This is a genomic window from Enterococcus malodoratus ATCC 43197 (assembly GCF_000407185.1).
Lineage (GTDB): Bacteria > Bacillota > Bacilli > Lactobacillales > Enterococcaceae > Enterococcus_A > Enterococcus_A malodoratus.
Genome location: NZ_KE136482.1, coordinates 682786 through 706732 on the forward strand (window position 1 = coordinate 682786; position 23947 = coordinate 706732).

28 protein-coding genes are annotated in these 23947 nt (G+C 40.2%); 9 read left to right on the forward strand and 19 right to left on the reverse strand.

Going from position 1 to position 23947, the window contains the following annotated elements:
• Window positions 1-10: 10 nt before the first annotated feature.
• The 5 genes from I585_RS13110 to I585_RS13125 all read right to left on the reverse strand — a co-directional run bounded on the left by I585_RS13110 (window position 11) and on the right by I585_RS13125 (window position 2587).
• Window positions 11-820: a PTS system mannose/fructose/sorbose family transporter subunit IID gene (locus I585_RS13110; protein ID WP_010742272.1), complete on the reverse strand. Its 810-nt coding sequence runs from the start codon at window positions 818-820 to the stop codon at window positions 11-13.
• Window positions 820-1617, reverse strand: coding sequence for a PTS mannose/fructose/sorbose/N-acetylgalactosamine transporter subunit IIC (locus I585_RS13115; RefSeq protein WP_010742273.1), 798 nt, complete (start codon window positions 1615-1617; stop codon window positions 820-822). The genes I585_RS13110 and I585_RS13115 overlap by 1 nt, the downstream gene beginning before the upstream one ends.
• Before the next feature lie 16 nt (window positions 1618-1633).
• Entirely contained in the window at window positions 1634-1789 is a 156-nt protein-coding gene (locus I585_RS23690) for a PTS sugar transporter subunit IIB (RefSeq protein ID WP_010742274.1), read from the reverse strand.
• Window positions 1737-2105: a PTS sugar transporter subunit IIB gene (locus tag I585_RS13120; protein WP_010742275.1), complete on the reverse strand. Its 369-nt coding sequence runs from the start codon at window positions 2103-2105 to the stop codon at window positions 1737-1739. The genes I585_RS23690 and I585_RS13120 overlap by 53 nt, the downstream gene beginning before the upstream one ends.
• Before the next feature lie 62 nt (window positions 2106-2167).
• A complete protein-coding gene (locus tag I585_RS13125; protein ID WP_010742276.1) occupies window positions 2168-2587 on the reverse strand; it encodes a PTS sugar transporter subunit IIA in 420 nt (139 codons plus the stop codon).
• A 258-nt stretch (window positions 2588-2845) separates the two neighbouring features.
• Between I585_RS13125 and I585_RS13130 the strand changes: the two genes are divergently transcribed.
• Window positions 2846-3613, forward strand: coding sequence for a DeoR/GlpR family DNA-binding transcription regulator (locus I585_RS13130; protein WP_010742277.1), 768 nt, complete (start codon window positions 2846-2848; stop codon window positions 3611-3613).
• 178 nt (window positions 3614-3791) lie between these two features.
• On the opposite strand, the gene I585_RS13135 is transcribed toward I585_RS13130, so the two are convergent.
• Window positions 3792-4871 carry a hypothetical protein gene (locus I585_RS13135; RefSeq protein ID WP_010742278.1) on the reverse strand — a complete coding sequence of 360 codons (1080 nt, stop codon included), beginning with the start codon at window positions 4869-4871 and terminating at the stop codon, window positions 3792-3794.
• A 284-nt stretch (window positions 4872-5155) separates the two neighbouring features.
• On the opposite strand from I585_RS13135, the gene I585_RS13140 reads away from it, so the two are divergent.
• Window positions 5156-6475 carry an IS1380 family transposase gene (locus I585_RS13140; RefSeq protein ID WP_010739320.1) on the forward strand — a complete coding sequence of 440 codons (1320 nt, stop codon included), beginning with the start codon at window positions 5156-5158 and terminating at the stop codon, window positions 6473-6475.
• A 292-nt stretch (window positions 6476-6767) separates the two neighbouring features.
• On the opposite strand, the gene I585_RS13145 is transcribed toward I585_RS13140, so the two are convergent.
• From I585_RS13145 to I585_RS13170, 6 genes are all read right to left on the reverse strand, one after another.
• On the reverse strand, window positions 6768-7520 hold the full coding sequence (locus I585_RS13145) for a DeoR/GlpR family DNA-binding transcription regulator (protein WP_010742279.1): 753 nt from the start codon (window positions 7518-7520) through the stop codon (window positions 6768-6770).
• A 149-nt stretch (window positions 7521-7669) separates the two neighbouring features.
• Window positions 7670-8422, reverse strand: a complete 753-nt coding sequence (locus I585_RS13150) for a class II aldolase/adducin family protein (protein WP_010742280.1) — start codon at window positions 8420-8422, stop codon at window positions 7670-7672.
• Window positions 8423-8439: 17 nt separating this feature from the next.
• Entirely contained in the window at window positions 8440-8706 is a 267-nt protein-coding gene (locus tag I585_RS13155; RefSeq protein WP_010742281.1) for a hypothetical protein, read from the reverse strand.
• 52 nt (window positions 8707-8758) lie between these two features.
• Entirely contained in the window at window positions 8759-10150 is a 1392-nt protein-coding gene (locus I585_RS13160) for a PTS galactitol transporter subunit IIC (RefSeq protein ID WP_010742282.1), read from the reverse strand.
• 30 nt (window positions 10151-10180) lie between these two features.
• A complete protein-coding gene (locus I585_RS13165) occupies window positions 10181-10480 on the reverse strand; it encodes a PTS sugar transporter subunit IIB (RefSeq protein ID WP_010742283.1) in 300 nt (99 codons plus the stop codon).
• 46 nt (window positions 10481-10526) lie between these two features.
• Window positions 10527-10985 (reverse strand): PTS sugar transporter subunit IIA, encoded by a 459-nt coding sequence (locus I585_RS13170; RefSeq protein WP_010742284.1) that lies wholly within the window; start codon window positions 10983-10985, stop codon window positions 10527-10529.
• A gap of 291 nt (window positions 10986-11276) precedes the next feature.
• Here I585_RS13170 and I585_RS13175 point away from each other — a divergent pair, with 291 nt between their 5' ends.
• The 3 genes from I585_RS13175 to I585_RS13185 all read left to right on the forward strand — a co-directional run bounded on the left by I585_RS13175 (window position 11277) and on the right by I585_RS13185 (window position 14051).
• On the forward strand, window positions 11277-12038 hold the full coding sequence (locus I585_RS13175) for a DeoR/GlpR family DNA-binding transcription regulator (RefSeq protein ID WP_010742285.1): 762 nt from the start codon (window positions 11277-11279) through the stop codon (window positions 12036-12038).
• Window positions 12035-13006, forward strand: coding sequence for a 1-phosphofructokinase family hexose kinase (locus tag I585_RS13180; RefSeq protein ID WP_010742286.1), 972 nt, complete (start codon window positions 12035-12037; stop codon window positions 13004-13006). Before I585_RS13175 ends, I585_RS13180 begins: the two co-directional genes overlap by 4 nt.
• A 181-nt stretch (window positions 13007-13187) precedes the next feature.
• Window positions 13188-14051: a hypothetical protein gene (locus I585_RS13185; protein ID WP_010742287.1), complete on the forward strand. Its 864-nt coding sequence runs from the start codon at window positions 13188-13190 to the stop codon at window positions 14049-14051.
• Window positions 14052-14081: 30 nt separating this feature from the next.
• Here I585_RS13185 and I585_RS13190 read toward each other — a convergent pair whose 3' ends face one another.
• From I585_RS13190 to I585_RS13205, 4 genes are all read right to left on the reverse strand, one after another.
• Window positions 14082-16499 (reverse strand): glycyl radical protein, encoded by a 2418-nt coding sequence (locus I585_RS13190; RefSeq protein ID WP_034709167.1) that lies wholly within the window; start codon window positions 16497-16499, stop codon window positions 14082-14084.
• Between the two features lie 160 nt (window positions 16500-16659).
• Complete coding sequence (locus I585_RS13195; RefSeq protein WP_010742289.1) at window positions 16660-17139, reverse strand: VOC family protein; 480 nt, start codon at window positions 17137-17139, stop codon at window positions 16660-16662.
• 11 nt (window positions 17140-17150) lie between these two features.
• Window positions 17151-17570: a GNAT family N-acetyltransferase gene (locus I585_RS13200; protein WP_010742290.1), complete on the reverse strand. Its 420-nt coding sequence runs from the start codon at window positions 17568-17570 to the stop codon at window positions 17151-17153.
• Between the two features lie 97 nt (window positions 17571-17667).
• On the reverse strand, window positions 17668-18411 hold the full coding sequence (locus tag I585_RS13205) for a DeoR/GlpR family DNA-binding transcription regulator (protein WP_010742291.1): 744 nt from the start codon (window positions 18409-18411) through the stop codon (window positions 17668-17670).
• A 157-nt stretch (window positions 18412-18568) separates the two neighbouring features.
• On the opposite strand from I585_RS13205, the gene I585_RS13210 reads away from it, so the two are divergent.
• Entirely contained in the window at window positions 18569-19345 is a 777-nt protein-coding gene (locus tag I585_RS13210; RefSeq protein ID WP_010742292.1) for a glycyl-radical enzyme activating protein, read from the forward strand.
• A 30-nt stretch (window positions 19346-19375) separates the two neighbouring features.
• On the opposite strand, the gene I585_RS13215 is transcribed toward I585_RS13210, so the two are convergent.
• Entirely contained in the window at window positions 19376-19966 is a 591-nt protein-coding gene (locus I585_RS13215) for a LysE family transporter (protein ID WP_010742293.1), read from the reverse strand.
• 115 nt (window positions 19967-20081) lie between these two features.
• Here I585_RS13215 and I585_RS13220 point away from each other — a divergent pair, with 115 nt between their 5' ends.
• Window positions 20082-20648 (forward strand): helix-turn-helix domain-containing protein, encoded by a 567-nt coding sequence (locus I585_RS13220; RefSeq protein ID WP_010742294.1) that lies wholly within the window; start codon window positions 20082-20084, stop codon window positions 20646-20648.
• A gap of 268 nt (window positions 20649-20916) precedes the next feature.
• Window positions 20917-21654, forward strand: coding sequence for a TraX family protein (locus I585_RS13225; RefSeq protein ID WP_010742295.1), 738 nt, complete (start codon window positions 20917-20919; stop codon window positions 21652-21654).
• A gap of 241 nt (window positions 21655-21895) precedes the next feature.
• On the opposite strand, the gene I585_RS13230 is transcribed toward I585_RS13225, so the two are convergent.
• Window positions 21896-22771: a MurR/RpiR family transcriptional regulator gene (locus tag I585_RS13230; protein ID WP_034709168.1), complete on the reverse strand. Its 876-nt coding sequence runs from the start codon at window positions 22769-22771 to the stop codon at window positions 21896-21898.
• Window positions 22772-23103: 332 nt separating this feature from the next.
• On the opposite strand from I585_RS13230, the gene I585_RS13235 reads away from it, so the two are divergent.
• A complete protein-coding gene (locus I585_RS13235) occupies window positions 23104-23523 on the forward strand; it encodes a hypothetical protein (protein WP_010742297.1) in 420 nt (139 codons plus the stop codon).
• A gap of 56 nt (window positions 23524-23579) precedes the next feature.
• Here I585_RS13235 and I585_RS13240 read toward each other — a convergent pair whose 3' ends face one another.
• A complete protein-coding gene (locus tag I585_RS13240) occupies window positions 23580-23942 on the reverse strand; it encodes a rhodanese-like domain-containing protein (RefSeq protein ID WP_010742298.1) in 363 nt (120 codons plus the stop codon).
• Between the last annotated feature and the right edge of the window lie 5 nt (window positions 23943-23947).

Here is a 23947-nt window from a genome sequence, read left to right on the forward strand (position 1 = left end):
TTTCCTTCCCTTATACCAAGATTCCGAATGCTGATAAAGCGATCGCGATAAAGATAATGACGAAAATCATGGCAACTACGTGTTTCCCATTCCATTTTTTTAACAAATACAAACATAGAATCGTCATTAACATCGGTAGCATATTCGGCATTACTTTGTCTAACATTTCCTGAACCTTGATCGCTGTATCCCCTTTACCATACTGCAAGCCAAGAGTGATATTAACGGTCGAGGCGATCAACGCGCCTGTAACCATTACCCCTAAAACATTGGCGGACGTACTGATCCGGTCTAGCAGCTTCTTGCCATTTTCAGAAGTCAGCAGCTCCCGCCCCTTTGTATACCCCATATGAACGCCATAATACTTCAACGGGAAATAAAGCGCATTGATCATGACGAACATCAAAACCGGGCCGATAAAGTTCCCGTCAACAGCAAAGGAGGCTCCGATACTTCCGGCGATCGGAAACCAAGTGAAATTCAATAAACTGTCGCCTAAACCGGCTAATGGCCCCATCAAACTGGTCTTAACGGCGATAACTGATTCTTTTTCGTCTTCATCGGTACTTTCTTCCAATGCGATCGTGATTCCCAGAATAAACGGTACCAAAACTGGATGACTATTAAAAAACTCCAAGTGTCGCTGCTGAGCTTCGATCTTTTCTTCAACCGGACGGTCTTTGTAAAGACGTTTCAACACTGGTGTGATCGAGTAGAGCGTTCCGAGACTCTGCATCCGTTCGTAATTGTGAGAAAATTGGATTAATTGCGAACGCCAAAATACTTTGTTCAGATCTTTTTTCGTGATTGTACTTTCCATTACAGATCAAAGCTCCCTTCATCATCAGCAACGGTAACCGTCGAGCTGTCTGAGTCCCCGTCATTTCCGCCACCGGCCCGATTCATTAAAATGTCATATAAGGCTGCCGCACATAAAGCGAACATCGCTACCGCAATCGTCGGCAGTTCTAAGAACGTTGCTAAAGCAAAGCCTAAAAGCAGGAAAATCCACATGTTCTTTTTCATCATCATCGAAAGCAGCATCGCCAACCCAACAGCCGGAATCACTTTCGAAGCGATGGTCAAGCCAGATAATATGAATGCTGGAACAGCATCTAAAACCGCTTCAATCGCTGGTGCTCCAAGATAAACAGCGATGAAAACAGGAATCGCCCGACTTAGGAAAAAGAAAAACCCGCCAAGATATTGCAGTTTGTCGATTCCGCCAAATTCTCCAGTTTGAATGATTTTGTCTGCCCGATGGACTAAAGTAACGTTGAACGTCATGATGATCATGCTCAATTGTTGAACCAGCAACGCTACCGGGATCGCGACCGCTACCCCAGCAGCTTCTCCGCCTCCGGATAAAATGCCAATCGCCGTTCCAACAACTGCCCCCGAGATAACATCAGGCGGTTGGTAGGCGCCGACATTATTTGTTCCTAGCCACATCAATTCCAGTGTTCCAGCAATAATCAACCCTTCTGTCGGCTCGCCCAAGATCAAACCAACGACAACTCCTGCTAAAAGCGGTTTTCTGAAACCCAAATGCGGTCCAAATTGGTCTAGCGCACAAAAGCCCGCCCAACAGGCAACTAATAAGGATGTTACTAACATTCCTTCCCCTCCTTCTTTAGATCAATGTTTTATAATCAACGCGTGGATCTTTCGGAACCATCTGTACGTTGATATGGATGTTTTTGTCCATCAGTTCGCTAAATGCCTGATCCTCTTCTTCAGTAACCGAAATCGCTTTTGACAGACGCTTTCTTCCATCTCTGAAACGCATGCCACCCTGCGTTTACTTCAGAAATTTTCAATCCTTCATTCACTAATTGAAGAATATCCACCGGAGTGGTAAACAAAAGCATCGTGCGTTTTTTGATTTCTGTTTTTTTCATGACTTCCGCAAACTGTGCGACACCGAAGATAATTACCTTTACCCCAGGAGGTACTGCAAAATTTGCGACAGACGCTTGTACCGGATCGTTTTTCGTTTTATTATCGATGATCAAAATTTGTTCAATATCATAGTTTCTTGTCCAAGTTGTTGCGACTTGACCGTGGATCAACCGGTCATCGATTCTTACTAATTCAATAGCCATCGTCTTTCTCCTCACAATAATAGTTTTTTAGTGATAAACAGATCTGTCTTACGATTTTGCCTTTATAACTCGTACGTTTCCTCTTCTTCAGTTTCTAACATCGAACTGTCAAAAATGTTTAGACTTTCCGGATAAACCTCCCGAACTTTTTCCAATAATTGCTGTCTCGTTTCTAATGGTGTCATAAATACCTCGATCAACATCGGCAGATTAAATCCTGTGACAATTGAAAGTCTTTCAAACTCATGCAGCACCTTGATGCTGGCATTAAACGGTGTTCCGCCTAAAATATCGCAAAAAATAATGTACTCTTCTTCCTCGTATCGCTTGATTACTTCAACGATCTCTCCTTTCATTCCGTCTAAAGACGTGTCAAATCCAACTTCCAAAACATCAACATTTTCTTGCTCACCGACGATCATTTCCGCACTTGCTAACGCTGCTTTCGCAAACGGACCATGACTCGCTAGAATATAGCGCATTTTGTTCCCTCCTGTTCTTTTTGTTCTTTTTTGTTAGCTTCGAGCAAATGATACCGCTTTACATTTTTCTTGTCAATCTATTTTTGATTCTTTTTGCACTTAATTGTTCCTTTTTGTTCTTTCAACTTGTTTGAACGTTCGTTTCATGTTAAATTAACTATAGAAAAGATTTCCGCTTTAACGAAGTATCAGTTAATTCTTATATTGCTGTACACAGAAATTGTTGAATATAATATTGAAGATCTAAGGAGGAATTTCATGCTTAAAAGTGATAGAATGCATTTCATCCTTTCTCTCGTAAACAAAAAGGGAAGTATTTCTGTAACTGAACTGGAGAAAGAATTGAATGTATCTGTGATGACTGTTCGAAGGGACTTAGATAATTTGGACAAGGAGGGTTTGCTGGTCAGAACTCATGGCGGAGCTACCAGTGTTGATTTTATCGCAAACAACCATATGAGCTATACAGAAAATAAGGAGATTCATCTGCCGGAAAAGAAACAAGTCGCGAAACTTGCCGCTAAAAAGATTCTGGCAAACGATATTGTTTTCTTAGGTCCTGGTACTACGATCGAACTGATTGTGGACTACATTACCGTTCCCAATGTTCAAATAGTGACCTCCAGCTATTCTGTCTTTAAAAAGCTGGTGGAAAGCGACAATGATTATGATGTAATATCGATTGGTGGAAAGTTTGATAAGCGATCGAACTCCTTTAGCGGAGCTCTATCTTCGGATATGATTTCAAAATTGCAGTTCACCAAAGCGTTCATCGGTATCAATGGTGTGCACGATTTTTCCGTGACTACCTTCAATATTGACGGCGGTGAATTGCAAAGCAAGGCTCTCAGCAATTCACAAGAACGCTATATCGTCGCGGATAAGTTCAAATTCAAGCAAAATGCTTTATTTGATTTTTATACTCTGCAAAAAGGCGATACGTTCATCACTAACCATTCATTGGATGAAGAAACGATTGAAAAATATCAAGAGGTCGTTGATTTTGAGCTTTCAAATGAAGACTAATTTTACATTTTAAAATAAACCCAATAGGCCGAATAACCATATGACTAGTACAAAGACCAGCATATGATTATTCGGCTATTTCATTCACCTTATCTCTTTAATTGACCACAACAAATAAACAGTTAATTTAACTATTGGTCATACCAAAGAAGCCTCTCAAATCACCAAGAACTCCCCCTCACTTTTTCTTCCTTTTCCGCGAGGCGCGTTTGCCTTCTGGGGTCTTTTTGAACAGTTCAGCTTGGGATTCTACCTGCTTTTGCTTCTTACTTTTCGGTTTTTTATAATCTACATAGGGACTTTTCTCTGTTGCGGAAAGTGCCATCGGTTTCTGTGCAGCAGGTTTCTTGGTTTCGGCTTTTGGCGGTTCTTTGACAGCAGATGCGGTTGAATCACTGATTGGTTCAGCTTTTTGAGCTGTAGCGGCGATCGTTTTTTCTGGCGCATTAATGTCCGAATCATTTGCCGAAACGTCTTCTTTGAGTTCTTCCATGCGGGTATCCGTCAAAACGATGCCTTCAGGTAGAAGTAATTTTACTATTTCCAGCTTTTCTCCCTCCGTTAAATCATTCAAATCAGCTTCTGGTGATAGTCCCACTTCTGCTTGAAGTTCCTCGACGGGAGTGGTATCCTCCAGAATTTCTCCTTTTCTGATCTTGATATCGCGGGTACAGTTGTCGATTTCGGAGTTTTCCAATTTGACAAAGCGTCGAACGTCATTCTTTTCGAAAATAGTTAAAGAGGACATCAATTCTAAGACAGAATCGATTTTAGTTGCCGAGGAATTCGGATCAGCATCGCGCAAACTCCACGTGTGCACCTTGCCCATCGCATCTTCAAAGGTCGAAAGAATTTTATATTGTTGACCTTCTAACGCTTCAACAGGTGTTGTTTTTTCGAGCAAGTATCTTTTGCTGTCGCCTAAACGGTTGTTGTAACGGTGGATTTGTTTTGAGTTTTTGTAGAAACGTTTGAGGACTTGGTCCCATTCCTTTTCGTTTTCAAAAGCATCACGAAACAGCGGACAAAATTTGCGCAGCACTTCTGTCGGCTCCGCAAATAGAAAGATTTCTCTGATTAAGTCGTTACAGATCCCTGCAAAGTCACTTACGCACAAACATTGACGAATCAGCACTGCCACAAGGTATTGAACGGTGGTATCTGCATCCGGCGACTCTGTGTGCGCTTTCAAAATACGTTTTTCAAGATTCTTTTTTCCCATAGTAAAAAGTGTGATTTGCGACAATGTTTTTGGCATAAGTGTACTCTCCTTCTATTTTAAAATCTCATTTTAATTTTTTAACTGCTCTTTGTCTATTTCTATGATACATCAGAAATAACCCCAAAAATTACTCTATCTTTTAATCTTTATGTATATTGTTGAGTATTACCTGAATAATTCATAGAATTTCTGAAACTCTATTAAAAGCTTATTAACGCACGGTTCTTCTTTTCTTTTACCGCACCCTTTGGGTGTACAAAAAGAACCCCAATCTGCTATGGTTAAAGTGTCTAAACTAAACCAAGAAAGGGGTTCTCTCAATGGCTACATTACAGGAAAAACACGTAAAATTCAACTCTAAAATGGTGGTGTCAAACACCGGTGGTAATCTTTCGTCAGATGCCGGTCTCATCTTGGTGAAGGAATTCATGAATTCGCTTGGATTTTATTCGTTCGCGAAGCAATTCCTCCACTTCAATGAGGACCGTATTTATTGGACTCATGACAACATCTCCCTGCTCGAACAGCTGCTCTTCCAGTTGATTGCCGGATATTCCGCAGATTCATCCGCCAATCTCTTGAAGGAAGATCCCATTTTTCGGTTGGTTTTGGATAAGGAAGCCATCGCCTCCCAGGCCTCGCTATCCCGCTTCTGGGACCGGATCAGCGAGGAGAACATTGCACAGTTCCAGGAACTGAACCAAGCCATGCTGGACAAGGTCCGCATGGAACGGAACAATACCCAAATGATCATCGATTTAGATTCCACACATTCGGATACGTTCGGGAATCAAGAAAAGACTGAGCACAATGCCCATTACGGCACACAGGGCTATCATCCGTTGGTAGCCTTCGATGGCCTTACGGGAGACTTTCTGAAAGCAGAACTTCGTTCTGGAAATGTGTATACGTCAAAAGGTGTAAAAGATTTTCTGGCACCGATGCTCACACATTACCGTCAAGTCCTTCCCTGCACTGATATTTTGGTCCGGGGAGACAGCGGCTTTGCGACGCCCGAGGTCTATGATACGTGTGAATCCAACGAAAGTTTCTATGTCATCCGCCTGAAATCAAATAAAGTCGTGGAAAAACTAGCGGAAACCTTTGTCCTGGTTGGGGACGACCATCCCTGGGAGGAAAGGGAAGTCCACTACTATTCCGCGTTCTATCAAGCCAATAGCTGGTCCCAAAAACGTCGAATCTGTATCAAATCGACTCGGGAATCGAATCAGCTGGTGTTCAGTCACGAGTACGTGGTCACTAATTTTCACGAGGAACTATCCGCGAAAACCATCTTCCAGATTTACCATAAACGCGGCACCATGGAGAACTTCATCAAGGAAGCAAAAAATGGGTTCTATTTCGACAAGACGGATAGCTCAAGCTTCTTGGAAAATCATGCACGGATGATGGTAAGCCTGTTGGCTTACAACCTGGTCAACTTCATGAAGACCATATGTCTACCTGAAAAGGAAGCGACATTCCAAGTCGACACATTGCGGCTCCGCCTGTTCAAGGTCGCGGGTAAATTAGTCCGCAGTGGCCGTAGATTGCTTTTACGGATGAGCTCCTCCCATGTCTATCAAGACTTGTTTTATCAGTTACTGGACAAAATCCAGCAACTCAGTTGGCAAGTGTAAAATAGCAATCAGCTTTTAAAAAGACATGGAATCACTAAGGGATTCGTGCGCCCAAAAACAGCTCCAGATTCCCTATCTTCGTTAAAAAAACAAAAGGAAATCTGTTTTCGCAAGTACAAACCGGTTGAAAAAAGAAAATTCAACTCAAATCGATGTATAAACGTTATTTTCCCAAAAAAATTAGATCTATGAATTATTCAGGTATTAGAAACAATTTTAAAAATTATTATTTTATAAAAAAACACCTCCGAAATCTCAGAAGAGAAATTTCAGAGGTATCCTATCTACTATTTTAAACAATATACCTTTCTTCTTTTTCGATCTTTTCGTAATGTTTCTGTTCGTCTTCATCAATTATAACTGCCGTCACGTCATGGAGGTTATAGTACACAGAAAAATCTCTCTTCCCGATTTTAGAATGGTCGATCAGCAAGAAACGTTCAACGGAATTATTCAGAGCAATTTGCTGCGTCTGCCCTTCTTCAAAGGTCGATGTCATAATTTTTTGTTCGTTTAAGGCGTTACAGCTGAAGAATGCTTTATGAAAATTCATATCGTTCAGCGACTTGTTAGTAATCTCGCCGACGAAACATTGTGTTGTTTCCCGTAATTCGCCGCCTAATAAATAAATTTTCCGATTGCCCTTATGCTTGTTTAGTTCCTCAAACACCGGCAAACAATTTGTCACGATCCGCAACCCATCGGCCTTGATGATTTTCGACAATAGTTCGATCGTCGTTCCAGGTCCTAGAAAAATAGTATCGCCATCATTGATCAGCTCATTGGCTTTTTCAACAATCCGCTGTTTTTCGGCCTGAAGCATTATTTGCTTTTCCGTATGTGAAAGCTCTACATGTCGATAAAAATCTTTCAATTTCGCACCGCCATGCACCCGCTCTAATAATCCTTGTTTCTCCAATTCGTCCAAATCACGCCGCACCGTCATATCAGAAACCGATAATTTTTCCATGATTTCATTGACCCTTACCGTTCCGCTAACTTCCAACAACGACATGATTGCTTGAAATCGATCCGTTTTTAACATTTCATCGCCTCTTTTCTCACCTAGCGTATCAAATTTCAGTTAAATGTACTAGAGATAGTTTACTATATTTGAACTCAAAATAAACAAAAATAAAAAAACTTGAACAGGAAGATGAAAATTCTCTTCCCTGTTCAAGCTTTTATTTCCTCTTAATCCCCACCCGCTAAAATCTCTTCACGGTTATAAATCGGGGTATGATCTTTCAAGTCTTCTATGGTTCCGACTTGTTTTCCTTTTGAATAGTAGCCATCCAACAGGCCTAATGATTGGAAAATCGTTTGTTTATAGGCAATCTCGGCATTCCATTCTGTTGTATCAAGGATTTGCAGCGCTTTATGAATTGCTTCGATTCCAGTTTCACCTGGTGCACTGATCAACACGCCGTGACTGTTCAATAGAAGCATGTTCGGCAGGTCTAATTGTTCTTTTTCCATATAGCTGGAAACTAGATCTGCTAGTTCCGGCGAACAATTCGGCTCGAATCCTAACACTGGCACATAGCCGATTTTTTGCGTTGCTTCTGTCAAGTTCGGCATATCTAAACCAGCGGTAGCCCAAAACATCGAGTTGGGAGCATGTGCATGTAAGACAGCTTTAATTTCTGGATTCGTGTCATAAACCGCCTCGTGTAAATTGATTTCACGAGTCAGCTTTCCAACCCCATCGATGACTTTGCGCGTGTGCGGTTCAACAACTAAAATTTGTGCCGGCGACACTTCTCCTAAATAGGCTTCCGACATCATCGTTGGTGTCATAATTATATAGTCTTTTCCATTTTTGTCTGTCGTTTTAAAAGAAAAGTTACCTCCAGCGACATTCGTATTCTTCCGTGCAAAAATCAATTTTACAATCCGCGCCAAGTCCTCGCGCTCTCTCTCAAAAATCATCCGTCCGTCTGACATAGTCGAGACCACCTTTTCTATTTTTTGAAAATTCTTTTACTGCTAATAGCTGTTTGCGCCGCTTTTCGAACCTGCATGGCTTCCTCATACTTGTTTTTTCTGCGTTCGTCATACTCTTTGAAAAGAATCGGATTGCCATACTTGTAGATATAAACAGCGAGCGCAATCGCAATAAAATTAAAGATTAACTGCTGCGTCGAAAAGGCTAGAACAAAACATAGGATGGCGATAAATAATAGAAACAACCACTTCGTTTTTTCTCGGTTACTGCTCTTTTTAGTCATTATTTTTACCTGCCTTCATTTTTATCTAACCGTTTTCGAAACAATTCCTACATTAACTTGCAACTTCTACATTGCTGACCTTTTTATCCGTTGCTGCTTCATATCTTTGGCTTGGTACTTTGGCTTTATTCATATACTTGTATAACCAAACGAACATCGCGATAAAAATCACTGCACCGACAATCCCTAATATATTCCCTTTAAAGGCTTCAGCGAATAAAATTCTGAATTCTGGTCCTTCAATTGAAGACCAAGTGATTTGCTGGCCTTTTTTAATACCTTCAACCGCCCCGGTTTTATCTGCTAACCCGGTTAAAATCGGTGTCAGATACGTAGCTGCATATAGATAGATCGGCATCGAAATGACACCCATGATCAGCATTCGGACAAGATTTCCGCCAGTTAATAATAAACCGCCAACTGCAATCGAATAGTTAATGATTCCGGCTAATGGCAATACCGCATTCCCCGGCAAAATAATCGCATATCCGATAAATACTGGAACCAATAGAATCGCAGTTACCCAAATTTCAGAACGTCCAGCCAAAACCGGCCAGTCTAATCCAATGTACACTTCGCGATCCTTGAAGCGTTTTTTCATCATTTCTGACATTGCATCTGCTAGTGGCGACAATGATTGCATGAACATTTTAGAAATCATTGGGAACAAAGCCATTGCCGTAGCGATTTGAATAGCCAGATTTAGCGAACCTGAGACTCCATATGCCGCCGCAAGTCCAAGACCTAAACCGATAATAAAGCCCATTACTGAGTTTTCAGAGAAAATACCGATCTTTTTCTTCAAAGCTTTAGTATCTGCCTGTTTATTAAGGAAAGAAATCTTATCCATCAAAATATTTATCGGCAGTAATAAAACAGCTGAAATATTCATTAAATGCGTCACTGTAACTAATGGAATTCCCGTTAAGTCTTCGATATGTCGTTGGAACATGTCCCCCATTTTTAATTCCAAAATCACTTGAACGATCGCTGTCGCAAATCCCGCGATCAAACTACCGCTGATGAAGTAAACAAGGTAGGCAGTTAACGCTTTGCCCCAAACATTCCACATATCGACGTTCAAAGTCTTCGTCCAATTTAAAATCAACATCACGAAATTTACACCAAGAACAACCGCAAAAAATACAAAGGCATACGACCATGACCACGTAATACTAGCAGCCCCTGTCCACCCTAAATCCAAGGCTGGAAGATTAAGTCCCGTATTTTTGGCTAACGCTTCTGATGCAGGACTTACTGCATTTGACATAAAGCCAATCACCATCGACATCCCTGTGAAGGCGATTCCCAGCGTGATCGCTGACATGAAGGCTTTTTTAAGTTTCATTCCGGCAACTAGACCTAAAAGTAAAATAATCAATGGAACAAAAATAGCGGATCCTAAACCAAGAATATAATTTATTATGTCCTGAAATACTTGCACTTTTTCCACTTCTTTCTTTAGTAAGGTTTTTTATTCAACTAATGCTTTAATGTCCTCGTAAATCTTGTCCGAACCCATCCCGGTCAAGAACGGGATACCAGGAAAAACATTCACACCCAACTCCTCTGCTTTTTCCAAAACTTCATCATCCGGCTGTGCAACGTAAACATAAATCCCAGTAGAAGGCAGTTCGCTTTGAATCGATTTGTAATCCACTGCGTCGACTGGAAAATCAATCCCGTCATCTTCTAATAAACTCGCGATTTTACTAGCAATCGTCTGACTTGTAGCGACACCGCTTCCACATGCAACAATCAATCTTCTTTTCATCTTCTATTCCTCCAATTTTCAATTAATTTTCTTTTAATAATTACTTTTAGATGTTTGCTGTAAACAATTGATAAATATCGGTTTCGTCTTGCGCATTGATAAACCTTGTGACGAACTCTTCCTGCATAAATAATTCCATGAAGGCCTGCAATAACCCGACCTGTCCTTTTGGATCTTTGATTCCTAAAAAGAATAAATTTTTGACGCCCATTTCTTGACTGTCGCCCATCTGCTTCACTTTGACCTCATTTTTCAAACGCGCAATATAAACGAATGGTTTCTCAACGTATTCAGGATCTGAGTGCGGCAAAGCAATATTCACATGCTGCGTGATCAACCCTGTCGGAAATTTTTGTTCCCGAGCTGTAATTCCTCTCAGATAGCCTTCATTGACAAATCCGAGATCGCGCAATTGAGCCGCAACCTTTTCAAAAACAGCCTCCTCAGTCGCTCCTTCCACCTCAAGGTGAATCAATTGCTCATGAAACATATCTTTATAACTCACCAATCTGTCACTCCTTTCTCAATAAATCTGAAATATTTTGTTAAACTTTGTTAACATGTGTTTCGCAATGTAAATATACAATGCTTGAAATCCTTTGTCAACGCTTTCTTTTCTTTTTATTTCAAATATCAACAAACTGCTATCAGATAATTTAATAGTAATTAACAAAACTTATCACAACTGAACATTTATCCTTGCTTTTTCTTTCTTTAAATGCTATTAATTAGTGTATAGACATAGCCGGCTTGATTATCGGCTATTGTAAGAGCTTACTTAATTAGAGGTGATTTCATGTTAAAGAAAGAGCGACAAGAAAAGATTTTGGATTTGTTACACGTGAATGACTATCTGTCGATTCCTGAAATATCTGCGAAATTAGATGTCTCAGATATGACGATTCGAAGAGATATCAATGAGCTGGCTGAAAATTCTTTGTTAGTAAAGATTTATGGCGGCGCACAAAAACTTGAAAAAATTGAGCAGGAGCTTTCTACTCAAGAAAAAATCGACACCAATGTTCCAGAGAAACAATTTATTGGAAAAGTCATGAACAGCATTATTTCAGATAACGACACGATCTATATCGGTGCCGGAACCACCATGCTCCATGCCCTTCCAGAAATAAAAAAAGCAAACTTATTTGTAATCACAAATAGTCTGCTGGCTTTTAATTATTTGATTTACAACACGGATTATCGCGTCCTGTTGACTGGTGGGGAATTTTCCCGCACGACTGAAGAGTTTTATGGCGAAATCGCGGAAAGAAGCTTCGAAAATTTGAATATTGACTTGGCTTTTGCAGCAACAAATGGCGTGTTTGATAACAATGTCACGACCGCAAACTCGATCGAGGGATCGATCCAACGAGTGGCCTTTAAGCACGCTCGGAAAAAATGTGTCGTTGCGGACAGTTCTAAATTTAATCGCTCGGATGTCTATACCTTCTATTCTCTATCTGATATTGATTATCTGGTGACAGATGACAAGCTTTCCGAAACAACATTCGACTACTACAATTCGTATACGACGATCATTAAGGAGGAACAGGAATGATTTTGACGATTACGTTGAATCCTTCAATGGATTACAACTACCTTGTTTCTTCACTGAATTTGGACCAAGTAAATCGTGTAGAAAATCCACACACATCTATTGGAGGAAAAGGAATCAATGCCGGCAGAGTCATCGCACAATCTGGTGAAGGAGTCATTTTGACCGGAATATTAGGCGGACCTGTCGGAAAAATGATTTTAGATACATTGGTCGCTGAAGACCGTTACCAGCTTGAATTTCTGCCAGTTGAAGGCAATTCGCGAAACGCGATTACGATCATGCATGACGGGAATACCCATACGGAACTTGTAGAAAAGGGCCTTTATCTTTCTAAAGAAAATGAACAGCTTTTCTTTCAGCATATCGCTAATCTTTTACAAAAGTACGCAATTGATGTGATTTGTATTTCTGGTTCGGTAAATTCTGACGATCCGAATTTCCACTTTCATCTGCTGCAATTCATTCGCTCGATCGTAGGGGAAAAGTTCCCGATTTTAATGGATATCTCTGGCGAGCAATTGGAAAATGTTTTAGCCCAGCCAGCTGTCCGTCCAAGTTTTATCAAACCTAATACGGCCGAGTTGGAAGAATTGATTGGAAAAGAGATTCGATCGAATGAAGAGCTGATCACCATTTTACATCAACCGATTTTTGACGCTATCGACACCATCATGATCTCGCAAGGCGGCGACGGAGCCCTAGTCAAACATGGCTCCCAGATTTATGACGTGCAGATTCCTAAAGTTGAGATCGTGAATACAACCGGTTGCGGCGATTCCACTGTTGGCGGCATGGCTTTTGCGATCAGCCAAGGATATTCGATCGAGAATGCCATCAAATATGCCATGGCTTGCGGCATCTCCAACTCTCTGTTCGAGACAAATGGAACAATCGACAAAGTCCAAACAGCTAAATTCATTGGGGATATTCAAATCATGGAAGTGAAAGAATTAAGTATAAACAACTGAACGGCTATCAAAAAAACACACCAACCTAAAATTAGGATTGGTGTGTTTTTAGTTGCTTCATCAATCAGACCGATTGACTCTTTAATCGAAATAGCTCAAATCAGCTTTCTTTTTTATAAAACTTTGGGATAATAAAACTAAATACTCTATGTACTGTTTGAAAATGAAAGGAGCTGACAGAATGGACCATGCGCTAATGTTACGACTGAAAATATCCCAAGGGGAAATAATTGATGCCCCGCTGCACTATCTCGAACAGTCAGAGATCATTAAAAAATACGACAAGCTGACCAACTTGAAACCGCTCGGAAAAATATTTGCCTTGATCGGCTTGGCTGAGATTCCGTATGCTGAGGAATTGCCGCTGACCCAAGAATTGATCGGTTTTGTGAACCAGCACTTAGCGACATCCGAAGGCTTTGCCTTTACGGGAAAATTAGAAGAGATTGTTCCCTGCTACAATGCGCTGCTATTTGAAGCCTATTGCCGACTCGGTTTGGGAAAATCGACGGAAGCCCAAAATGCTCTCAATTGGATCAAGCAATACCAAGTATTCGACCGCGAACAAAAGACCGCTTGGCCCCACAAAGGCATCTGCAAGTTTGGCGGCTGTATGAAAAATACGCCCTGCTATATCGGAATCGGCAAGACTGTTCGTGCTTTATTAACGTATCTAGAAAAAGTTGATCCGGCTGATGAGAAAGTCAATGCTATGATAATTCACGGTGTTGAGTACATGCTTCAACACAAAATGTTCTGCCGGCTAACGAATGGTCAACCCATCAGTCCCCATATTACTGATAGTATGTTTCCGCAAAGTTATCATTTATCCATGACCGATCTCGTTTATATCCTGCAAAAAAGCCAACGCATCAATGATCCGCGAGCAAAGGATTTAGTCCAATTGTTGGCAGAAAAAAGAAGCAAAACTGGCGGCTGGAAAATCGATTATATTTATCAATACAACGGCTACGTCGCTTTTGATAATCGACGGAAGGATTCTGAATGGCTGAATTATTTGTATCATGAAATCAAAAAGACTTGATGAATTGTGCATTCATCAAGTCTTTCTGTGTTAAATCACATGTTCTGTCCGTTCAATGATATCGTCTTGGGTTGCTTTTGATAGAACATTGAAGAAAGCGGAATAACCAGCCACACGAACAATCAAATCCCGGTGTTTTTCAGGATGCTGTTGCGCATCGATCAACGTTTCTCGCGAAACAACATTGTATTGGATATGGTAGCCGTGCAATTTGTTAAAGAAGGCCCGCAAAAGCATGATCAGCTTTTGCTTATCTTCTTCCTTAGCCAAGGTTTGCGGATTGACTTTTTGATTCAACAGTACACCGCCAAGAATATCTTCGGTGCTTAATTTCGAAACAGACTTCAATACGGCGGTCGGACCATTTTTATCCATGTTATGAGATGGTGAGCAGCCTTCTGCTAACGGCACCCACGCGTTTCGTCCATCTGGTGTCGCCATTGTCGCCCGTCCTTGTCCAACATTCGCAGAGATTGATGACGTTCCTGAATAGCGAATACCGCCGATCGGTCCGCGCCCATATCGAGTATTCGGATATTTCGCGATTTCATCGATATAACTATCGTAAGCTTCTGTGATCAACTGATCGACCGAATCATCATCGTTCCCATATTTCGGTACATCATTTAAAATCATTTGCTGAATCGCTTGACTGCGTTCACTTGCATAATCCGTCATCAACGCTTCCCACAATTCCTCTGTGGTTACCTTTTCTTCATCGAACACTAACTGTTTGATGGCTGCTAACGAATCCGCCATGTTGGCGATACCGACTTGCAGACCCGAAATGAAATCGTAAACAGCGCCGCCCTCTTTTAAGGTTTTACCGCGGCCGATGCAGTCTTCAGTCAATGCCGAGCATAAAATGTCCGGTACTTCACGTTCCAAGCCAAGATCAATCGCATTTTCAACGATCACACTCATACGGGTCAATTCTCGTACCGTTTTATCCCAAGCCTCTTGTAAATCGGCATATGATTTCATGTCTTTGAAGTGACCGTAGCCTTCGACAAAGCGTTTGCCGGAAACCGGATCGATCCCATCATTCATAGCGATCATCAAGATTTTCGGAAAATTCATATAGCTCATGCCTGTACAGCGATAGCCCCATTTACCCGGCACTGCTGTTTCAACACAACCGATCGCACTATAATCATACGCGTCCTCTTCCGTCACCCCAACCTTCATGAATGAAGGGATAATGATCTCATCATTGTTAAATGCTGGCATCCCAAATCCCAGCTTCATAACTTCGATACATTCATTCATAAAACGATTGTCCAACCCAGCGTGATAACGAACCGTCAAATTCGGCTGCGGCAACTTCGTTTGAGCAACACTGCGCAACACTAAATAGGATAATTCGTTGACCGCGTCTTTTTTATCTCTAGTTTGACCGCCGATTGTGACGTTTTGATAAAGCGGGCTGCCAGCACTGCTGAGCGTGTGAGATTGACTACGGACTTTATTGACCGTCAGCGTTTTGATCCAAAGGTTGGTTAATAATTCGACCGCTTTGTCTTCTGTGATATCGCCTTTTTCCAGATCTGCCTTCAAATAAGGATACATATATTGATCGAAACGGCCATAGGATAATGAGTGACCATTCGATTCGATTTGCAAGAGTAATTGGATAAACCAAGTTGCTTGGATCGCTTCTTGGAAGGTTTCTGCTGGTTCATAAGGAACCTTGCCGCAGATTCGGCTGATCTCTAACAATTCCGCTTTGCGTCGCGGATTGGCTGTTGCTGCTTGCTCTTTAGCCAATGCTGAAAAGCGCTCCGCGAACGTTTTCACCGCATCGATCATGATCAAAACAGCTTTGTAAAATTGATATTTGTCTAAACTTTCCGGTATCGTCAAATCAAGCGCTGCTTTTTCTTTCAGTGTGCGTTCTTGATATCCCTTCAGACCAACGCGCAGCATTTGCCCATAATCAACGGCCAGATGAGCATCACCGGAATTCAGCTTGCCTTCCATTCCGAAAAAGCCTGTTTCCATGAAGACACTGACTTCATCCGGCAGTAATGCCCAGCCCTTCGCACGCAGATTATTATTCTCCCAAAATGGCGCGATTGAGCGCAAGTCCTCTTTGGTCTTTTCCGTAATATAGAAGACATCGCCATCACGTTTTTCAAATAAATCCAATTCATTCAACACAAATTCCATTGTATATTCTGGGAAAATCGGCGCATCGCGATTCGATGACGCTTGATTTCCGACAATCAAAGTATCCTCTTCAATGTAGATCGACATTTTCTCCAAAATGTTTTGCAGCATCAAGGCCCGTTTCACAGTACTTGGTTGATCTTGATGTTTTTTGTAGACTTCGGTTGCTAATAATGCCCGTTCAGCATCAATATAAGGTTTTTTCGTTAATACTGATTCTCGAAAATGATTCATTCGATTGGTTAATTTTCCAAAATACGGCGCGTTTTGTTCTTTCATTTGAATACTCATGATTACACCCTCCGTTTTTTCATTCGAAACTAAATATATCTTCTTTCGTAATCATAGTATCATGTGAACAGAAACACAGTCAATAGGGTTTGTCAGGATTTAGGCGTAAAAAAAAGATATTGCACATTCGTGCAATATCTTAGGCTGATTAATCGTTTGCTTGTTCCAGCGCAGCTTTTATATAACCAACATCTCCGCCCATTCGTTCGGCCGTTTCTTCAATCGTCAGACCTGAATCGATAAAGCGTTTGATCACTGATGTAAGGCTTTCGGCTACCTCGATAATATGCTTGTCTACATCATAAAAACGGACAGCCCGTTGTCCCCAGCTATGCTCCATTACTGGATGAAGAAAGTCAATCTCCTTCCGCGCGGCCAGCTTCTCAATAAAAGCATCCATATCTTCAGTTTCAAAATAAAGTTCAATCGCATTATTTTCCAGCACGATATCCTTCGACGTCCGATTAATAAATCCTCCCCAAGACTCTACAGTTTGTAAAAACATTCCTTCTGTTAGTTGAACATGTTCACCAGCATCCATAACGACCTCCAGTTCCAAAACCTCGTGATAAAACTGTTGCGCTTTTCCAATGTCCTTAACTGCGATCAGTGTCCCTCGATAGTTCATCGTTTTCCTCCTTATTCAATCTGCTTGATCAAAAACAACTCCATCGGCTGTTGAATCTCGTGTATCGAAATCAACAAGCCTCCGGCATCCTGATAACCCAGCTTGCGATAAAAGTGCTGCGCCTGTTCGTAGACCTGCGTTGAAGTCATCAGCATTTTGTATCCTAGCCGCCGCATCTCTTCTTCCCAAAAGACCATTAGAGCCTTTCCATATCCTTTGCCTTGATACGCATCAGCCACATACAGCATCGTACAAAATGGATGTTCATCCCAAAAAAGATTGTATCTCAACAATCCAACGTCAGCGCCATCAACCAATAAGACATACCCCTGCTTATCCCGAACCTTCTGATCAAACTGGTCTTCGGGCAAGTGACGATCTAATGTGAACCAAAAAGCACGATCCGATTCCTGCACATGACGAATCTTCATAACTATCCGCCTCCTCGCATTATTCTTTCAGTATAGCATTCCGCTAAACAAAAAATCAGCCAGTTTTTTCTGACTGATCCAAACGTTTCACTAAAATTTATGCGGTAAAAACAGAAATCTTTTCTTTTTCCAAAAAGGCCAATGCTTCTCGATTAATATGTTTGTCTGTAAACACTTTGCTGATCTCGCTAAAACCAAACTCTGACACCAATCCATTTTGCGAAAACTTGCTGGAATCGGTCAATACAATCGTCTGATTCGCAGCTGTTGCTAACGTCCTTGTCGTATCGCAACGAGTGATATCACTTCCAGTAAATCCGCGACGCACATCAAAACCGTCAATCCCGACAAATAATTTATCGACATAAAATTCATTGATGACCTGTTTTACCAACGGCCCCACATTCACTTGCGATTCCTTTTGATATTCCCCGCCTAGCAAAATCACTTTGACCGATTCAGCCTTGCGAACGTAAGAAGCGATGAAACAAGAATTAGTGATAATCGTAATATCATTTCGGTTGAAGGCTAATTCCTCGGCCAATAACGCACATGTTGACCCGGATTCGATCATGATCACTTCTCCGTCATTAACAATTTTACTGGCTTCTAAGGCAATTTTACGCTTTTGATCGTAGTTTTGCGCCAAACGATAGTTGATATCATCCAGATTGTTCAACAGTGCGTAACCATGCTGACGATGCAATAATCCTCGTGCTTCCAATTTATCTAAATCTTTTCTGATCGTTACTTTCGAAACATTCAGTAACGCTGAAAGTTCGTTGACTTCTATTTTTTTCTTCTCACTGACAATCGCAAGAATCTCTTCTTCTCTAGACATAAACTCTTCTCCATCCACATTCAGTCATTTGTATCAGGTTATCATATTTTTACCATTCGAACAACATATCAGTCACTTTTGATTACGAACGTAACTATTTATATTTACGTTAACAAATTATTGTGCTAAACTCAGGGTGAACTGGAGGGACTTTCCAATGAATGATAAAGCCTGTATTTTCAATATCCAAAAATTTAGTATCCATGACGGACCAGGGATTCGCACGGTCGTATTTTTTAAAGGCTGCCCGTTGCGTTGTTATTGGTGCTCAAATCCTGAATCTCAAAATGGCAAACCTGAGCAAATGTGGGATACGCAAAAAAATACCCATACGACAGTAGGCGAATACAAAACAATGGATGAGATCATTGCTGAAGTTATGAAGGATGAAGCTTTTTATGAAGAATCGAATGGCGGTGTCACCTTATCAGGCGGCGAAGTCTTATACCAAGCAGAATTCGCAACCGAACTATTACGACAATTAAAAGCAAAAAACATCCATACAGCGAGTGAGACTACCGGTTACGCTAAACCAGAAATTTTTGAACGGTTCATTGAACAAGTTGATCTGCTTTATTTCGATGTCAAACATCATGACGAAGCTCAGCATAAAGCTAGAACCGGCGTTTCATTAAAACCCATTTTAAAAAATCTCTCGATCGCTATCCAACACCAGCAAAATTTAGTTGTCCGAATTCCTGTGATCCCGGGTTATAACGATGGCCCAGAAAATGCCGAAGCTTTCGTGAAATTGTTTAACAAAATGAAGATCACAGAAGTGGAACTACTGCCCTTCCATCAATTTGGTGAAAAAAAATATGCCTCACTTGATCGAGACTATCAAATGCAGGACATCCCACAGCTGCATACCGAAGATCTGGATTATTTCAAAGAGATTTTAGAAGCACAACAGATCCAGTGTAAAGTTCAATAAAAAAACGTTCTCGATTTCGAGAACGTTTTTTTATTTTAATACCATCAGCGCACAATACACCAGTAACAGTGCCATGATCAGGTTTGTTTGTTTATGATATTTCGTGAAGATACTTTGAAAGAGTGAGCCAAATAATGCCCAGGTACAAGTGCCTAAAAAACCGACGACCGACAAAAGCAAAATCCCTAAGATGATTCCACCATTAGATTGCGCATTGGGTAAAACGAAGGCCGTAATTGAGGTTATTCCGTAGATGTTCACTTTCACGTTGACTAGCTGCATAATAGTTCCCGTAAACATGCTGCTGGGATTCAAAAAACTTTTTTCCGTCTTTTCTTTTTTCGGTTTATCGCGAAAAACAGTAAATGCCAGATAGAGCATATAGAGCGCGCCTATTCCCTTCATAAAGGGTTCTATCTTTGGAATGGATGTATATAATGCTGTAGTAAGCAGCACACATAACGACATATCGATCAGAAATCCTAAGAAAACACCTGCACTAAAAGTAACTCCTCTTCGTAAGCAAAACTTTGCTGCATTGGTCAACGCCATCAAATTATTTGGACCGGGTGTAAAAGCCGTGACAAAAATATAAGACATAAATGCTAATGAAATCATCATCTTTCCTTCCTTCCACTTATTTGCTATAATGTACAAAACGAACAACATACAGAACGTTTTGTTTCTTATATAGTACAATTCGTCCTATATATTGTCAAGATAAGGAGAGTATTTTATGTCTGAAATCAATCAAACCTTCTCAAACAACCTGAAGCAATACCGCGAAAAGAAAAATCTCAGCCTAGATAAGGTTGCAGATCTAACCGGTGTCAGCAAAAGCATGCTGGCTCAAATCGAAAAAGGTACGGCTAATCCAACGATTAACACCGTTTGGAAAATTGCCAATGGTTTAAAAATGTCCTTTACTGAACTAATGACTGCTCCGGAAGAAGATTTTGAAGTGGTTACTCAAGAAAAGCTGTCGGTCTTAACCGAAGATGACGGACACTATCGCAATTACCCCATCTTCCCTTTTAATGATCAGCGCGGTTTTGAAATCTATCGCATCGAACTAGATCCAGGGGCCTTTTTACAAGCCGAAGCTCATCCAATTGGTACACAAGAATTCATTACCGTTTTCTCAGGTGTGATCGAAGTTCAATTTCTAGAACAAAAACTGCAAGCCAATAATGGCGAAGCGATTCGTTTCAAAGCAGACACCAGTCATAGCTACCACAATCCTTCTGATGAAGTAGCCACAGTTAATATGGTGATCTGGTACGAACCGCAACAGAATATATAAAAAATCCGATCAGCTACGAGTGCCCTCGCTGCTGATCGGATTTTTTATTTGATTTATTGTTCAATTACATTTACTGCTAAAACGGGGAAAACTAACATTGTACTCCGTGACTTATGTCTTCGCAGACACTATTCATACTTCTATGATTAATAACCAGATAACATTATTTAATCTACAATTGTGGAACAAAGTTGTAGGGTTAGATGAGCCTTTAGTCTGATTAATAAAAAAATAATTAATTTAAACTATTGTAAAGGGAGGTTTTACCATGAAAATAAAATTAGATAGTTTCCATTTAAAAATAATTGCGATTACAGGGATGTTAATTAATCACACGGGCATAATATTTGAGTGGGGTCACAGTATCCAATCGTTGCCTTTTTTTGCTGTTTCTGAATTTGTAGGAAGATTTACGTTCCCTATCATGGCTTATCTATTGGTGGAAGGATATCATTATACACGAAATGTAAAAAAGTATGCTCTGAGGTTAGCTGTCTTCTGGCTAGTATCAATCTATCCTTTTTACTTAATGCATAACCCTGCATACGCTTTTTCAATTACAGATATTCCCAATAATATTTTCTTTACTCTTCTCATAGGGCTTATCATGTTAATTTGTTACGAAAAAGTAAAAAGTCCAATAGGGCATTTTATGCTTGTCATTCTGTTTACGTTTTTAACGATACTTTCCGATTGGAATTTATTAGGAATTATTTTAATATGGGCTTTTTACAAATTCCATACTGATAAAGGTATAAAAGTAACTATGTTTTCTTATTTCTTAATCTTTGAAATAATATCTATTGTAGGAATTTTCACCAGTGCAAATTCGGCGGCATATATTGTTGAAATATTCTCTTCATTTGGTTTTCTAGCAGTAGGATACTTATTGTTGAACTATAATGGAACCCGTGGGTATTCACCACGTTGGATCAAATGGGGCTTTTATGCTTTTTATCCAATCCATTTGATTTTACTAGAAAGTATAAAATATTTATTTTTCTAAATTATCCTTTTTTAACTAGTATAAGTGTACAGAAATAGAATCTGTACACTTTGTTTTTGTAACTAATTCCGCTCCACTTCTGAAGAAATAGTATTCATATACTCATAACTCTATCTATTTTCAAATATACCAGCCTCATAAGATTATGATACAACAGAATAAAACGTTAAAATCGGAATCGCGTGCCCCGCAGAGGGTAAGTTTTTCATCAAAATTTTTGCCATCCTACTCCTCTTTTCCCTTACTCTCGTAAGATATCAGAATCGGAACATCGATCATTTTCAATTCTTCGTGAGGCTGCTATTTTCAATGCGACATTTTTATCGTAGTCCAACGCAAAAACACAAGAGTAAATGACATTCAGCAAATAGTTGATTGCTGCATCGGTCGAATACGTGGAAATCTTTGAATAAAGTTTTTCCCGGGTACATAATCTAAGAATTGCTTTAGACAAACGAGCCGTACTATTTTCACCTAAACTGGTGATGGTGATTAGCGGAATCTCTTGTTCCGCCAATATTTCAGCCACCTGATTCAAACTCCCCGTTTCCCCTGAATAAGTAATCATTAATGCACATGAATCCGGTTTGGCTAAATAGGCATTGAACCAAATCTCGCCTTGTAAAGAATGGATGTGTACGTCCTTCTGAATTCGGCTCATCTGATGAGAAAACTCTTGAGCAACCAGCAGATTATTGCTGGTCGCAAAAATATGGATCGATGAGGACTTGGCAATGATATCAACAACTTTTCGTAAATCGTCATGGGTAACCAGAGAAAGTGTATCCTCGATAGATTCGATTTCTAATTGAGCAATTTTGTTAGCGATCGACATGAGCGAATCCCGTTTCGAAAAGGGATAATTCGCATCAATACACGAAATACTTTTTTCTAGGTAATCCAGTTCATTGAGATAGGCCTCTTTTAATGCCATCCAACCAGAATAATTCAATTTTTTTGCGATTCTGACTAAAGTCGATTTTGATGAATAAGTAACTTCGGCGATTTCAGCTGTCGTTTGATTTTTAATATTGCGTTGTTGTGCAAGTAAATAGTCGATCACCTGCTGCTCGCTATTCGTAAAAGGATGCGTCTCCATTCGTTCTTGTAAAAGTATCGTTATTCCCTCCCTGTCCACTATTGAAACAGCATTTCAAAAAAATAGTCCTTCCCAGCGGTGTTTCTGGAACACTGTTTTCGTTTATTTCAAAAGTATTTAAAGTCATTGTATCAGTTGTTATGATGATTTCAAGGAACAACTTAAGCGGTTTCTGATGAATGAATAGGTTAAGTTACAATAAATATTTTGTTCCAAACGAGCTTTTTCATTCTTTTAGGTTGACTTAAAGTAGACTCGAGGTATTATGGTAATTTCGTACAGAAAAATGACCGACGTGCAAGAAATGTCCCCTGCCATTTCAAATACATATAATAGAAAGGATGAACAAAATGACTAAATTAAATAAACTGACGATCATCAAAGAAACCGGCACTAACAGTATTACTGATATGCTAGTCACGCGTTTTAAAGAATTAACTGAAAAAGAAGGTATTTCGATCCAAGTTGAAGTTGTTGCCTTCGATCCAGATGCGATCCATGATTTATCAGGTGATATCCTCTTGTTAAGTCTGCCGCTGATGAAGGATCTGCGCTATCTGAATCGACTAAACAATCGTTTCTATTTTGTTTCATTTATTGATCCTTACGCGTATGCTCAATTGGATGAAAAAAGATTATTGAAACAATTGCAGTTGATTGAACAGCTTAAATCTGAAGAGATTTTAAAATTCCATCCAAGAAACGGCTGGACCTACGCGGATTACTTCCTGGCAAACGATCAAATGAAGAAGATACAAACAGCCAGTTAATAAAGAAAAACGCCCTTCGATCATTGCTGAATAAATGATCGAAGGGCGCCTTTTTATTAAATTTCTTCAATCGGTAAATTCATACCTTTCCAACCTTCAAGGGCTCCAGCCAACTCATACGCTTCAAACCCATTGGACAAAAGAATCAATAAAGCAGTTTTTCCCAAGGTCGTCCCGCCTGTCCAATCGTAAACGACATATGTTTTTTCCTTATCCAATTCATCTAAATGATTCGTCAGATCTTTAGCCGGCATCGCGATAGCCCCTTTGATCTGATCCTTTTTGACTTGCGCTGGTGCATTACGAACGTCTAACACCACATATTTTGAATCTGCTTGATCCATGTTTTCTAAAACAACAAAGTGGTTGATATATAGGCTTAAATAGGTTTCTAATAATTCGATTTTCTTTTCGTTCATTTTAA

Excerpts from the sequence above, each read along its gene's own strand:
- I585_RS13110 (WP_010742272.1), bottom strand. The coding sequence starts at position 820 with ATGGAAAGTACAATCACGAAAAAAGATCTGAACAAAGTATTTTGGCGT.
- I585_RS13115 (WP_010742273.1), bottom strand. The coding sequence starts at position 1,617 with ATGTTAGTAACATCCTTATTAGTTGCCTGTTGGGCGGGCTTTTGTGCG.
- I585_RS23690 (WP_010742274.1), bottom strand. The coding sequence starts at position 1,789 with ATGCGTTTCAGAGATGGAAGAAAGCGTCTGTCAAAAGCGATTTCGGTT.
- I585_RS13120 (WP_010742275.1), bottom strand. The coding sequence starts at position 2,105 with ATGGCTATTGAATTAGTAAGAATCGATGACCGGTTGATCCACGGTCAA.
- I585_RS13125 (WP_010742276.1), bottom strand. The coding sequence starts at position 2,587 with ATGCGCTATATTCTAGCGAGTCATGGTCCGTTTGCGAAAGCAGCGTTA.
- I585_RS13130 (WP_010742277.1), top strand. The coding sequence starts at position 2,846 with ATGCTTAAAAGTGATAGAATGCATTTCATCCTTTCTCTCGTAAACAAA.
- I585_RS13135 (WP_010742278.1), bottom strand. The coding sequence starts at position 4,871 with ATGCCAAAAACATTGTCGCAAATCACACTTTTTACTATGGGAAAAAAG.
- I585_RS13140 (WP_010739320.1), top strand. The coding sequence starts at position 5,156 with ATGGCTACATTACAGGAAAAACACGTAAAATTCAACTCTAAAATGGTG.
- I585_RS13145 (WP_010742279.1), bottom strand. The coding sequence starts at position 7,520 with ATGTTAAAAACGGATCGATTTCAAGCAATCATGTCGTTGTTGGAAGTT.
- I585_RS13150 (WP_010742280.1), bottom strand. The coding sequence starts at position 8,422 with ATGTCAGACGGACGGATGATTTTTGAGAGAGAGCGCGAGGACTTGGCG.
- I585_RS13155 (WP_010742281.1), bottom strand. The coding sequence starts at position 8,706 with ATGACTAAAAAGAGCAGTAACCGAGAAAAAACGAAGTGGTTGTTTCTA.
- I585_RS13165 (WP_010742283.1), bottom strand. The coding sequence starts at position 10,480 with ATGAAAAGAAGATTGATTGTTGCATGTGGAAGCGGTGTCGCTACAAGT.
- I585_RS13175 (WP_010742285.1), top strand. The coding sequence starts at position 11,277 with ATGTTAAAGAAAGAGCGACAAGAAAAGATTTTGGATTTGTTACACGTG.
- I585_RS13180 (WP_010742286.1), top strand. The coding sequence starts at position 12,035 with ATGATTTTGACGATTACGTTGAATCCTTCAATGGATTACAACTACCTT.
- I585_RS13185 (WP_010742287.1), top strand. The coding sequence starts at position 13,188 with ATGGACCATGCGCTAATGTTACGACTGAAAATATCCCAAGGGGAAATA.
- I585_RS13190 (WP_034709167.1), bottom strand. The coding sequence starts at position 16,499 with ATGAAAGAACAAAACGCGCCGTATTTTGGAAAATTAACCAATCGAATG.
- I585_RS13195 (WP_010742289.1), bottom strand. The coding sequence starts at position 17,139 with ATGAACTATCGAGGGACACTGATCGCAGTTAAGGACATTGGAAAAGCG.
- I585_RS13200 (WP_010742290.1), bottom strand. The coding sequence starts at position 17,570 with ATGAAGATTCGTCATGTGCAGGAATCGGATCGTGCTTTTTGGTTCACA.
- I585_RS13205 (WP_010742291.1), bottom strand. The coding sequence starts at position 18,411 with ATGTCTAGAGAAGAAGAGATTCTTGCGATTGTCAGTGAGAAGAAAAAA.
- I585_RS13210 (WP_010742292.1), top strand. The coding sequence starts at position 18,569 with ATGAATGATAAAGCCTGTATTTTCAATATCCAAAAATTTAGTATCCAT.
- I585_RS13215 (WP_010742293.1), bottom strand. The coding sequence starts at position 19,966 with ATGATGATTTCATTAGCATTTATGTCTTATATTTTTGTCACGGCTTTT.
- I585_RS13220 (WP_010742294.1), top strand. The coding sequence starts at position 20,082 with ATGTCTGAAATCAATCAAACCTTCTCAAACAACCTGAAGCAATACCGC.
- I585_RS13225 (WP_010742295.1), top strand. The coding sequence starts at position 20,917 with ATGAAAATAAAATTAGATAGTTTCCATTTAAAAATAATTGCGATTACA.
- I585_RS13235 (WP_010742297.1), top strand. The coding sequence starts at position 23,104 with ATGACTAAATTAAATAAACTGACGATCATCAAAGAAACCGGCACTAAC.
- I585_RS13240 (WP_010742298.1), bottom strand. The coding sequence starts at position 23,942 with ATGAACGAAAAGAAAATCGAATTATTAGAAACCTATTTAAGCCTATAT.